The following is an 11987-nucleotide window of genomic DNA, read 5'->3' on the forward strand; positions in this document are numbered from 1 at the left end:
CTGGAAGCCGGACGTCAAGTGCATCGCGCTCGACCTCTGGGCTTCGGCATCCGGACTGCCGGTAGGTACTGCCACGTCCGATCCGTCCCCGGCCGCCGCCCCTGTGCGACGGCCAGGCGGTTCGTGTCCTGGGTATCGCCGTCCCGTCAACCGGGTAGCGACTCACCGACGGCGTCCACCTGGCCCACCCTCGACCAATTCACTCGGAGGAAATCATGGCCCTCGATACATTCGCTCTGCTGGCGGCGGTCTACGACTCGCAGGACGCCGCGCTTGCCGACTACGACGCCGTGCACGATTTCTACGTCGAGGCGGGCCTGGTCGACACCTACGACGCGGCCGTGATCACCAGGACGGACAAGGGCAAGGTCAAGATCGTCAAGAAGCACGAGCAGCCGACCCGGCAGGGCGCGTGGGGTGGGCTCGGCATCGGCCTGGTCGGGGGCGCGCTGGTGGCCCTGTTCCCGGCCGTCGGTCTCGGGGCAGGGCTGTTGCTGGGCGGTGCGGGTGGCGCCGGCCTCGGGGCTCTCGGCGGCCATGTCGCGGCCGGGATGAGCCGCTCCGACCTCAAGGAGGTGGGCGAGCTCCTGGACGAGGGCAACAGCGGGCTGATCGTCATCGCGGCGACGGATCTCGAAGCGCGCGTCGAGCAGGCGCTCGAACGCGCAGCCAAGGTGACCAAGAAGCAGCTCGAGGCTGACCCCGAACAGGTCAGCAAGGAGATCGACGAGGCGTCCAAGTCCTGACAGGTGCGCCTGCGCACGGATTGGTCCCGCCTGACGGCGAAACCGCTGGGCGGGATCCGTGGGCGTCTGGTTCGCGCGTGAGCTTTCGACGGCTCCGCCGCCGATGCCCAGATGCGCCCCGCTTGCGATCAATTGGGCGGTGACCACCGCCCGTCCCGTGTCCGAGACCGCCAGGATGTCCAGAATCCGACGGTCGAGAACGCGGGGACGGTGAGGACAGCGATCCCATCCGGGACAGGCTGGCCCACAGAAGTGACGACGGCATGCCGCTCGCCAGGGCGGACCTCCCCTCATCCGCGGACGACATCACCCAAGGGATCACGCCATGGCAGAACTGGAAACGTTCCCCGATCTGCGCCCCGCAGGCGGGGTCGGCCACCCGACCCGGGCGGCCCGCATCGAACACGGCGAAAAGGTCCGGCGCCGGATCCCGTTCGGCGCCATCGCCGAACACGCTCCGACCAGTGACCGTGACCCGGTCGGACTGCTCGAGTCCCAGGCGGCCAGCCGGGTCCCGGACCTCGTCCCCATCCGGTACGGGCGGATGGCCGACTCGCCGTTCGCGTTCTACCGAGGCGCTGCGCTGGTGATGGCCGACGACCTCGCGCAGGCCCCGACCACGGGTCTGTACACACAGCTCTGCGGGGACGCCCACCTGAGCAACTTCGGACTCTTCGCGACGCCCGAACGCGAACTCGCCTTCGACGTGAACGACTTCGACGAGACCTATCCCGGACCGTTCGAATGGGATGTCAAACGACTCATCGCTAGCCTGGCCGTGGCCGGGCGCCAGAACGGGTTCGGTGGCAAACAGCGCAAACGGATCGCCCGCGCCTGCGCGGCCGAGTACCGCGAGACGATGACCTACCAGGCCGCCCGCGGCGAGCTCGCGGTCTGCTACTCCCACATCGACGCGACCGCGCAACTGGACGAGCTCCGCGATGTCCTGGACTCCTCGACGCGCAAGCGTGTCCAGAAGACGATCCGTAAATCCTGGGGCCGCGACAGCATGCAGGCGCTGTCCAAACTGACCACGATGCAAAACGGGCAGCCGCGGATCGTGAGCGCGCCGCCGCTGATCGCCCCCATCGAGGAGATCCTCAGCGACACCGAGGCCGAGCGGATCAACCGCGAGCTGATCCAGCGATTACGTGAGTACCGCGACACCCTCGAACCCGCGCGACGTGTCCTGTTCGACCGATTCGAATACGTCCAGACCGCACGGAAGGTCGTCGGCGTGGGCAGTGTCGGCACCCGCGCCTGGATCATCCTCCTTGTCGGCCCCGGTGGCGACCCGCTGTTCCTGCAGGCGAAGGAGGCGGGGCCGTCGGTCCTCGCCGGATACCTGGAGGGTCCGTCCTATACGAACCAGGGCGAACGCGTCGTGGCCGGGCAGCGGGTGACGCAGGCCGCCAGCGACATCCTCCTCGGTTGGCAGCAGGGGCCCGACGTAAACGGGACGGTCCGGGACTATTACGTCCGTCAACTGCGCGACGGCAAGGGCTCGGCGGTCATCGAGACCATGTCCGCCGACCTGATGGCCCTCTACGGCCGGCTGTGCGCCCGTGTCCTCGCGTTCGCGCATGCACGCGCAGGTGACCGGTTCGCCATCGCCGGGTATCTCGGCTCGGACGACGACTTCGACAGAGCGCTGACCGAGTTCGCCGAGTCCTACGCCGATCAGAACGCCCGCGACCACGCCGCGCTGCTCGAGGCGATCGACGACGGCAGGATCACCGCACAACGGGAGTCCTGATGTCGGTCTTCCCGACCGCGCGGCGGCGTGATCGCGGCGGACCTGCGCGGCCGACGCACACCGCGGCATTCACGGCCGCGCGATACGGATATCCTGCTAGGGAGACAGCGGCCCGAAAGCGGGTCGGTGCCGTCCAGTTAAGGGGTTCGCCATCAGCAGCTTCGCCGACACGACGTTCACGGATCCCGCCCGGATCCGGAACTTCTGCATCATCGCGCACATCGACCACGGCAAGTCGACGCTGGCGGACCGGATGCTGCAGCTCACCGGTGTGGTCGAGGAGCGGGCGATGCGTGCCCAGTACCTGGACCGGATGGACATCGAGCGCGAGCGCGGCATCACCATCAAGGCCCAGAACGTGCGGCTGCCGTGGACGATGGACGACGAGGAATACGTCATCCACCTGATCGACACCCCCGGCCACGTCGACTTCACCTACGAGGTCTCGCGCGCGCTCGAGGCCTGTGAGGGCGCGGTGCTGCTGGTCGACGCCGCCCAGGGCATCGAGGCGCAGACGCTGGCCAACCTCTATCTCGCGATGGAGAAGGACCTCAAGATCATCCCGGTCCTGAACAAGATCGACCTGCCCGCCGCCGACCCCGAGCGCTACGCGGAGGAGATCGCGCACATCACCGGCTGCGAGCCCGGCGACGTGCTCCGCGTCTCCGGCAAGACGGGCGTCGGCGTCAAGGAACTGCTCGACGAGGTGATCCGTCAGGTGCCTGCCCCGGTGGGCGACGCCGACGGCCCGGCCCGCGCGATGATCTTCGACTCGGTGTACGACGCGTACCGCGGCGTCGTCACCTATGTGCGCGTGGTGGACGGCAAGATCCGTCCCCGCGAGAAGGTCACGATGATGTCGACCGGCACCACCCACGAGCTGCTCGAGGTGGGCATCATCTCGCCCGAACCCAAGGCCACCACCGGTCTGGGCGTCGGCGAGGTCGGCTACCTGATCACCGGTGTGAAGGACGTCCGCCAGTCGCGGGTCGGCGACACCGTCACCACCTTCCGCAACGGCGCGACCGAGCCGCTGGTCGGCTACCGCGACCCCAAGCCGATGGTCTACTCCGGCCTGTACCCGATGGACGGCTCCGACTACCCGGTGCTGCGCGACGCCCTGGACAAGCTGCGCCTCAACGACGCCGCGCTGGCCTACGAGCCGGAAACGTCCGTGGCGCTGGGCTTCGGCTTCCGCTGCGGCTTCCTCGGCCTGCTGCACATGGAGATCACCCGCGACCGCCTCGAGCGCGAGTTCGGCCTCGAGCTCATCTCCACCGCACCCAACGTGGTCTACCGCGTGGTGATGGAGGACGGCGCCGAGCACGAGGTGACCAACCCGTCGTACTGGCCCGAGGGCAAGGTGCGCGAGGTGTACGAGCCGATGGCCAAGTGCACCGTCATCGCCCCGAGCGAGTACACCGGCGCGATCATGGAACTGTGCCAGAGCCGCCGCGGCGAACTCGGCGGCATGGACTACCTGTCGGAGACGCGCGTCGAGCTGCGCTACACGCTGCCGATGGGCGAGATCATGTTCGACTTCTTCGATGCCCTCAAGTCGCGGACCAAGGGCTACGCCAGCCTCGACTACGAGGAGTCCGGCGAGCAGCAGTCGGACCTGGTCAAGGTCGACATCCTGCTGCAGGGCGAGGCGGTCGACGCGTTCTCCTCGATCGTGCACCGCACCAACGCGGGCGCGTACGGCGGCCGGATGACCTCGAAGCTGCGTGAGCTCATCCCGCGTCAGCAGTTCGAGGTGCCGATCCAGGCGGCGATCGGCTCGAAGATCATCTCCCGCGAGAACATCCGCGCGATCCGCAAGGACGTGCTCGCCAAGTGCTACGGCGGCGACATCAGCCGTAAGCGCAAGCTGCTCGAGAAGCAGAAGGAGGGCAAGAAGCGAATGAAGACCATCGGTCGCGTCGAGGTCCCGCAGGAAGCCTTCGTGGCGGCGCTGACGTCCGAGTCGGTCGGCGAGAAGCCCAAGAAGTAGTCCGGCGGACCGACGCCGGCCGTCCGGAACCGGAGGAGGGTGCCGTGATCGACACCTGGCTGACCCGAGAACTGGGACTGGAGGTGCCGATCCTCGGTGCGCCGATGGGCGGCCGGGCCGGCGGCAAGCTCGCCGGTGAGGTGACCCGGGCCGGTGGGCTCGGGCTGCTCGGTGCGGCGCGGTACGCGACGCCGGAGTGGATCGCCGCCGAGTCCGCGGTCGCGCGCGAGATCGGCGGCGGCGCACTGGGTATCGGGCTGATGACGTGGGCGCTCGACGACGACGACACCCTGCTCGGGGCGGCGCTCGCGGAGAAGCCCCGGGTGGTCTCCCTGTCGTTCGGCGACCCGTCGCCCTACGTCGAGCGGGTGCACGCGGCGGGCGCGCTGGCGGTGTCGCAGGTGAACACCGTCGAGGACCTGCGGGTCGTCGAACGCGCGGGGGTCGACTTCGTGATCGCGCAGGGCGGCGAGGCCGGCGGCCACACCGGCCGGATCGGGACGCTGCCGCTGCTGCAGGAGGTGCTCGACGCGACCCGCCTGCCGGTCCTCGCGGCCGGGGGCATCGGCACCGGACGCGGCCTGGCCGCCGTCGTCGCCGCGGGCGCGGAGGGTGCGCTGATCGGCACCGCGCTGCTCGCGAGCCCCGAGACCATCGGCCCGGACTACGCGCGGCGACGGCTGATCGAGGCCGGCAGCGCCGACACGGTGTACACGTCCGTCTTCGACCAGGCTCGCGATCAGCCGTGGCCGGCCCGCTGGGGCGGCCGGGCGCTGACCAACGACTACACCGACAAGTGGGACGGTCGCGGCGCCGACAACGAAACCCTTTCGGCCGCATACGATCCGGCCGACCCCCGGCAGGGCGTCGTGTACGCGGGAGAGGTCGCGGGACTGGTGACGTCGGAGCGCCCGGCGGGCGACGTGGTGCGGTCGATCGCGGCCGACGCGGAGCGGTTGCTGCGCCGGTTCGCCTGAGCGCGGGCGCCCGTCGGCCTGGTTCACTACCCGGATGCAGGTCCCCAATGTCACATCGGGTAACCCCGGGGCACCCGATGTGACATTGGGGAACGGCGGAGACCTACGTGGGGGAGTGCGCGGGCTGGAAGGTGCCGGAGGCGGCGGACTCCTCGGCGCGGATCACGTGCACGACGGCGTTGATCAGCGCCAGGTGCGTGAAGGCCTGCGGGAAGTTGCCGAGATGCCGGCCGGTGCGGGCGTCGATCTCCTCCGCGTACAGCTTCAGCGGGCTGGCGTAGCCGAGCAGACGCTCGCAGAGCCGCTTGGCACGGGGCAGTTCGCCGATCTCGACCAGCGCGGACACCAGCCAGAACGAGCAGATGGTGAACGTGCCCTCGTCGCCGGAGAGCCCGTCGTCGGTGCTCTCGACCCGGTACCGCAGCACCAGCCCGCCCTCCGTCAGCTCGTCGGCGATGGACAGCACGGTCGCGCGGACCCGGTGGTCGTCGGCCGGCAGGAACCGCAGCAGCGGGACCAGCAGCAGCGACGCGTCCAGCGACGGGTGCCCGTACCGCTGGGTGAACACGCCGCGTTCGTCCACGCCGTGCTCGAGGATGTCGGCCCGGATCTCTTCGGCGATCTCGGACCACTGCCGGGCGTACGACTTCTCCCCGTGCAGGGTGGCGAGCTTCACGCCGCGGTCGAGGGCCACCCAGCACATCAGCTTGGAGGTGGTGAAGTGCTGCGGTTCGCCGCGCACCTCCCAGATGCCACGGTCGGGCTTGCGCCAGTGCTTGATCGCCTCCTCGACCTGGCGTTTGAGCAGCGGCCACAGCGCGTCCGGCACCTGGTCGCGGGAGCGGACGTGCAGGTACACCGAGTCCAGCATGGTGCCCCAGATGTCGTGCTGCTCCTGGTTGTACGCGCCGTTGCCGATTCGCACCGGGCGGGCGCCGTCGTAGCCGGACAGGTGGTTGAGCTCGAGCTCCTCGAGCGAGTGCTCGCCCCCGATCCCGTACATCACCTGCAGCGGGTTCGGATGCCCGTCCTCGGACTGCGAGACGTCGGAGATGAACGCGAAGAAGTCGTTGGCCTCCCGGTCCAGGCCCAGGGTGTACAGGCCCCACAGGGCGAAGGTGGAGTCCCGGACCCACGCGTAGCGGTAGTCCCAGTTCCGTTCGCCGCCGGGGGTTTCCGGCAGGGACGTGGTCGACGCGGCGAGCAGGGCGCCGGTGGGCGCGTAGGTGAGTCCCTTCAGGGTCAGGGCACTGCGCTGCAGGTAGCCCCGCCACGGATGGTCGGGGAAGCGGCCGATGTTGATCCACTGCCGCCAGCACTCGGCGGTCTTCCACATCTTGTCCGCGGCCTCCTCGAAGGTCGTCGGCATCGGCTGGTCGGCCCAGGTCAGGGCGACGAAGACGTTGTCGCCCTCGAACATCCGGGTGCGGGCCCGGGCCTCGCGGCCCTCGAGCCCGAGCTTGAGGTTGGTGGTCACCCGCAGCGTCGGCTGCTCGCCGAGCGCGCTGGCCTCGCAGGTCGCGGTGGCCTCCTCGTACACCTTGCCGGTGTACTCCCAGCGTGCGGTGGACCGGTGGTAGTCGAAGGCGGGCTCGCAGCTCATCTCCAGCTCGACCGTCCCGCTCACGCACTTGACGGTGCGCAGCAGGATGTGTTCGGCGTCCCAGTCGGTCGGGGTGCGCTTGTGGGTGCGGGAGCGGTGGGTGTTGTTGTGCCACGGACCCATCACCAGGGCGTCGCGGACCACCAGCCAGCCGGTCTCGGTCTGCCAGGTGGTCTCGACGATCAGGCCGCCCGGCAGGTACCGCCGCGCGGCCGGCACGTTCTGCCCGTAGGGCCCGATCCGGAAGTGCCCGGCGCTGCGGTCCAGGACGGCCCCGAACACGCTGGGGGAGTCCGGGCGGGGCAGGCACATCCACTCGACGGCGCCGCTGCGAGAGATCAGGCAGGTGCTCTCGCAGTCGGAGAGGAACGCGTAGTCGTCGATCGGCGGGAAGGTGCTGCGGTGCGTCGAGTCGACGACGGCGGGCAGGTTGGCGGGGAGCTCGGCATCCTCGGAGGTTCCCATCAGCTCATCATCTGCCCGCCGGGCGCGGGCGTCCACCCGGGCGCCGGACGATAGGGTGGGTCCGTGAATCAGATCGCCAGTTGGTGGGACGGAGCCGAGCTGTGGCTCATCGGTCTGCCGTACGTCCCGCAGCTGTTGCTGGTGATGGGCGTGGTGCTGCCGGCAGCCTTCGGCATCGCCCGTGGATTCGATCTGGTGCTCGCCCGGGTATTTGCGCTGCTCGGTCGTGACCGTGCGTCGGTGCCGGCCCCGACCGTGGTCGGAGGTGAGCACTGATGCCCCGTTCACGAGTAACCCTCGCGCTGATCGCGCTGATCCTCTTGGTCCTGGTCGGCTGGCTGCTGACCCGCTAGCCTCCCTCGTCCGCGGCCCGGTTCGATCCGGGTCGCGGGCTCTGATACATTCACCCGCGTGTCTGCAACTGTCGTGCACCAGGTCCGCCATGAATTGGCGTTGATCGCTGTCGGCATGCTTGCGGTCGCCGACATCGACTGTTGTTGACGTCCCCGCCTGGCTGAAGCCGCGGCCGGTTCGCCCCACGTCAGTGGGCACCATTCTCTTGTTCTCCTCGGTCACCCCGACACCACGCCCGTTCCGGCGTGGCGTTCGTGCGGTCTGTGACCGAGGAATCCTCTCGCCCTCGTGGCGCAGTCGTGAAAGGCACAACCCTCATGAGCATTCGCTCACGCGTCACCCGTTCCGGACTCCTCCTCACCGCGGCCCTCACCGCCGCGACGGTGGCCCTCACCGCGTGCAGCGGCGGTTCGTCCGACGTGATCGGCGGTGAGTCCGGCTCCGGCTCCGACGGCGGCGCGACCACCATCAACCTGTTCGCCTACGCGGTGCCCAAGGTCGGTTTCGACGCGGTGACCCCCGCCTTCCAGCAGACGGAGGCGGGCAAGGACGTAACGGTCCAGCCGTCCTATGGGGCGTCGGGCGACCAGTCCCGCAAGGTCAAGGACGGGGCGCCGGCCGACGTCGTCAACTTCTCCGTCGAGCCGGACATCACCCGGCTCGTCGATGCCGGCCTGGTGAGCGAGGACTGGAATGCCGATGCCTACCACGGCATTCCGTTCGGCTCGGTGGTCACCATCGTGGTGCGCGAGGGCAACCCCAAGGGCATCAAGGACTGGGACGACCTGCTGGCGCCGGGCATCGAGGTGATCACCCCGAACCCGTTCAGCTCCGGGTCGGCGAAGTGGAACCTGCTGGCGCCCTACGCGGCCAAGAGCGAAGGCGGGGCGAACCCGCAGGCCGGACTCGACTACGTCAACGCGCTGGTCACCGACCACGTGAAGGTGCAGCCGAAGTCCGGTCGCGAGGCGACGGAGACGTTCCTGCAGGGCCGCGGCGACGTGCTGCTGAGCTACGAGAACGAGGCACTCTTCGCCGAGCGCAACGGCGACCCCGTCGAGCACGTCACCCCGCCGACGACCTTCAAGATCGAGAACCCGGTTGCGGTGCTGGAGAACAGCAAGAACCCCGAGCAGGCGAGCGCGTTCAAGGACTTCCTGTTCACCCCCGAGGCGCAGAAGCTCTGGGCCGAGTCGGGCTTCCGCCCGGTCGACCCCGCGGTCGCGGCCGAGTTCGCCGCGGACTTCCCGGCCCCGGCGAAGCTGTGGACGGTCGCGGACCTGGGTGGCTGGAAGGCCATCGACGAATCCCTGTTCAAGAAGGATTCCGGAACGATCGCGAGGATCTATGACGGCGTCAGCAAGTAGCCTGACCGTGACGAGTGCGACCGACACGGCGACGGGGGGAGCGGTGTCCCAGATCGGCTCCCCGTCGGCCGCCGACGTCGCGTCCGGCCCGGCGCCCGCGCCGAAGGCCCGGCGGCGCCGCGGCTGGTCCTCGGTCACCGGCACCGTCGGTCCGCTCGGCATCGGCGTGGCGATGCTCTGGCTCAGCGTCATCGTGCTGCTGCCGCTCGCGGCGCTGACGGTGACCTCGCTCGAGGACGGACTGGCCGGATTCTGGGAGGCGGTCACCAGCCCGGCGGCGCTGTCGTCGCTGCGGATCACCATCGGCGTGTCCGTGGTGGTGGCCCTGATCAACGTGGTGATGGGCACCCTGATCGCGTGGGTGCTGGTGCGCGACGAGTTCCCCGGCAAGCGCATCGTCAACGCGCTGATCGACCTGCCGTTCGCGCTGCCGACGATCGTGGCGAGCATCGTGCTGCTCTCGCTGTACGGCCCGAACAGCCCGGTGCACATCGAGCTCAACGCGACCCAGCCCGGCCTGGTGGTGGCGCTGGCGTTCGTGACGCTGCCGTTCGTCGTCCGGTCGGTGCAGCCGGTGCTGATCGAACTCGACCGGGACGTCGAGCAGGCCGCGGCGTCGCTCGGCGCGAGCAACCTGACGATCTTCCGGAAGGTGGTGCTGCCGACGCTCGCCCCGGCGATGATCGGCGGCGCGGGGCTGGCGTTCGCCCGGGCCATCGGCGAGTACGGCTCGGTGGTCCTGATCGGCGGCAACATCCCGCACGAGACGCAGATGGCCTCGCAGCTGATCCAGCAGCGCATCGAGATCGACCGGCCGGTCGACGCCGCCGCGATCTCGGTGGCGTTGCTGGCGATCTCGTTCCTTACGCTGCTCGTGCTGCGTGTGGTGGCCGGCCGTAACCAGCGACGTCAGGAGCATTCCCAGTGAACGTCTCGACCCCGGCCCGGCTGAGCATGCGGGTGGTCGCGCTCGGCTACCTGTTCATGCTGCTGCTGGTGCCGATCATGGTGATCCTGTGGCGCACCTTCGAGCGCGGCATCGCCTCGTTCATCGAGGCGATCTCCACCCCGGCGGCCATCTCGGCGCTGAACCTGTCGCTGCTGATCGTGGCCATCGTGGTGCCGATCAACGTGGCGTTCGGCGTGGTCACGGCGCTGGCGCTGGTCCGGGGCCGGTTCCCCGGCCGCGGGCTGATGCAGGCGCTGGTGGACCTGCCGTTCGCGGTGTCCCCGATCGTGGTCGGCGTCTCGCTGATCCTGCTGTGGGGCGTCAACGGCTGGTTCGGTGCGCTCGACTCGTGGGGGTTCCAGGTCATCTTCGGCCTGCCCGGCATGGTCCTGGCGACCATCTTCGTCACGCTGCCGTTCGTGGTGCGTGAGGTCGAACCGGTGCTGCACGAGATCGGCGACGAGCAGGAACAGGCCGCGGCCACCCTCGGGGCGTCCAAGTGGCAGACGTTCTGGCGGATCACGCTGCCGGCGATCCGGTGGGGACTGACCTACGGCGTGGTGCTCACCGTGGCCCGCGCGCTCGGCGAGTTCGGCGCGGTGATCATGGTCTCGTCCGGGTTCCCGGGCGTCTCCCAGACCCTGACACTGCTGGTGCACTCGCGCTACATCGACGACCACAACACCTACGGCGCGTACTGCGCGGCGACACTGCTGATGGGCATCGCCCTGGTGACGCTGCTGCTGATGACGCTGCTGGACCGCAAGAGGAGCAACGCATGATCTCCGTGATCGGGGCGCGAAAGAACTACGGCGACTTCGCCGCGCTGGACGACCTGACCCTGGAGATCCCGGCCGGGTCGCTGACCGCGTTGCTGGGGCCGTCGGGCTCGGGGAAGTCGACGCTGCTGCGGTCGATCGCCGGCCTGGAGAACCCGGACGGCGGCACCATCACCATCGCCGGCAAGGACGTGACCGGCGTGCCGCCGCAGAAGCGGGACATCGGGTTCGTCTTCCAGCACTACGCGGCGTTCAAACACATGACGGTGCGGGACAATGTCGCGTTCGGCCTGAAGATCCGCAAGCGGCCGAAGAACGAGATCACCAAGAAGGTCAACGACCTGCTCGAGATCGTCGGTCTCGACGGGTTCCAGCACCGCTACCCGGCGCAGCTGTCGGGTGGTCAGCGTCAGCGGATGGCGCTGGCCCGCGCGCTGGCGGTGGACCCGCAGGTACTGCTGCTCGACGAGCCGTTCGGCGCGCTCGACGCCAAGGTGCGCGAGGACCTGCGGACCTGGTTGCGGCGCCTGCACGACGAGGTGCACGTGACCACCGTGCTGGTCACCCATGACCAGGAGGAGGCGCTCGACGTCGCCGACCGGATCGCGGTGCTCAACAAGGGGCGGATCGAGCAGGTCGGGACCCCGCGGGACCTCTACGACCGGCCGGCGAACCACTTCGTGATGTCGTTCCTCGGGCCCGTGGCCAAACTCAACGGCCAGCTGGTCCGGCCGCACGACATCCGCGTCGGGCGCGACCCGAGCATGGCGGTCGCGCAGAAGGCCGGCACGGCGGAGTCCGCGGGCGTCACCCGCGCCACGGTCGAGCGGGTGGTGCACCTCGGGTTCGAGGTGCGGGTGGAGCTGCGCAACGCGGCCACCGGCGACCTGTTCGCCGCGCAGGTGACCCGCGGCGACAGCGAGGCGCTGCAGCTGCAGGAGGGCGAGACCGTCTACGCCCGCGCCACGCTGATCCCCGACATCCCGTCCTGAGGCGGC

General features: G+C 69.4%; 11 protein-coding genes. 10 read left to right on the forward strand and 1 reads right to left on the reverse strand.

The window, feature by feature from the left end; all coding sequences use genetic code 11:
• Positions 1-215: 215 nt before the first annotated feature.
• From RT2_RS12800 to RT2_RS12815, 4 genes are all read left to right on the forward strand, one after another.
• Positions 216-746 (forward strand): DUF1269 domain-containing protein, encoded by a 531-nt coding sequence (locus RT2_RS12800; RefSeq protein WP_072845165.1) that lies wholly within the window; start codon positions 216-218, stop codon positions 744-746.
• A 325-nt stretch (positions 747-1071) separates the two neighbouring features.
• Entirely contained in the window at positions 1072-2502 is a 1431-nt protein-coding gene (locus RT2_RS12805) for a DUF2252 domain-containing protein (RefSeq protein ID WP_072845166.1), read from the forward strand.
• Between the two features lie 151 nt (positions 2503-2653).
• Entirely contained in the window at positions 2654-4495 is a 1842-nt protein-coding gene (gene lepA, locus RT2_RS12810) for a translation elongation factor 4 (protein WP_072845167.1), read from the forward strand.
• A gap of 44 nt (positions 4496-4539) precedes the next feature.
• Positions 4540-5472 carry an NAD(P)H-dependent flavin oxidoreductase gene (locus RT2_RS12815; protein WP_072845168.1) on the forward strand — a complete coding sequence of 311 codons (933 nt, stop codon included), beginning with the start codon at positions 4540-4542 and terminating at the stop codon, positions 5470-5472.
• A gap of 103 nt (positions 5473-5575) precedes the next feature.
• On the opposite strand, the gene RT2_RS12820 is transcribed toward RT2_RS12815, so the two are convergent.
• Positions 5576-7540 (reverse strand): glycoside hydrolase family 15 protein, encoded by a 1965-nt coding sequence (locus RT2_RS12820; RefSeq protein ID WP_072845190.1) that lies wholly within the window; start codon positions 7538-7540, stop codon positions 5576-5578.
• A 63-nt stretch (positions 7541-7603) separates the two neighbouring features.
• On the opposite strand from RT2_RS12820, the gene RT2_RS12825 reads away from it, so the two are divergent.
• From RT2_RS12825 to RT2_RS12845, 6 genes are all read left to right on the forward strand, one after another.
• Positions 7604-7816 carry a hypothetical protein gene (locus tag RT2_RS12825; protein WP_072845169.1) on the forward strand — a complete coding sequence of 71 codons (213 nt, stop codon included), beginning with the start codon at positions 7604-7606 and terminating at the stop codon, positions 7814-7816.
• A 150-nt stretch (positions 7817-7966) separates the two neighbouring features.
• A complete protein-coding gene (locus tag RT2_RS26820) occupies positions 7967-8041 on the forward strand; it encodes an Ms4533A family Cys-rich leader peptide (RefSeq protein WP_371851165.1) in 75 nt (24 codons plus the stop codon).
• Between the two features lie 170 nt (positions 8042-8211).
• Positions 8212-9261, forward strand: a complete 1050-nt coding sequence (locus RT2_RS12830) for a sulfate ABC transporter substrate-binding protein (RefSeq protein ID WP_072845170.1) — start codon at positions 8212-8214, stop codon at positions 9259-9261.
• Positions 9262-9268: 7 nt separating this feature from the next.
• The gene (gene cysT, locus RT2_RS12835) at positions 9269-10189 is read left to right on the forward strand and encodes a sulfate ABC transporter permease subunit CysT (protein WP_371851163.1); all 921 of its coding nucleotides are present in this window, start codon (positions 9269-9271) and stop codon (positions 10187-10189) included.
• 26 nt (positions 10190-10215) lie between these two features.
• A complete protein-coding gene (gene cysW / locus RT2_RS12840) occupies positions 10216-10992 on the forward strand; it encodes a sulfate ABC transporter permease subunit CysW (protein WP_092776183.1) in 777 nt (258 codons plus the stop codon).
• Positions 10989-11981 (forward strand): sulfate/molybdate ABC transporter ATP-binding protein, encoded by a 993-nt coding sequence (locus RT2_RS12845; RefSeq protein ID WP_072845173.1) that lies wholly within the window; start codon positions 10989-10991, stop codon positions 11979-11981. Before cysW ends, RT2_RS12845 begins: the two co-directional genes overlap by 4 nt.
• Positions 11982-11987 lie beyond the last annotated feature (6 nt).

The organism is Rhodococcus tukisamuensis NBRC 100609 (genome assembly GCF_001894985.1).
Taxonomy (GTDB): Bacteria; Actinomycetota; Actinomycetes; order Mycobacteriales; family Mycobacteriaceae; genus Rhodococcus_G; species Rhodococcus_G tukisamuensis.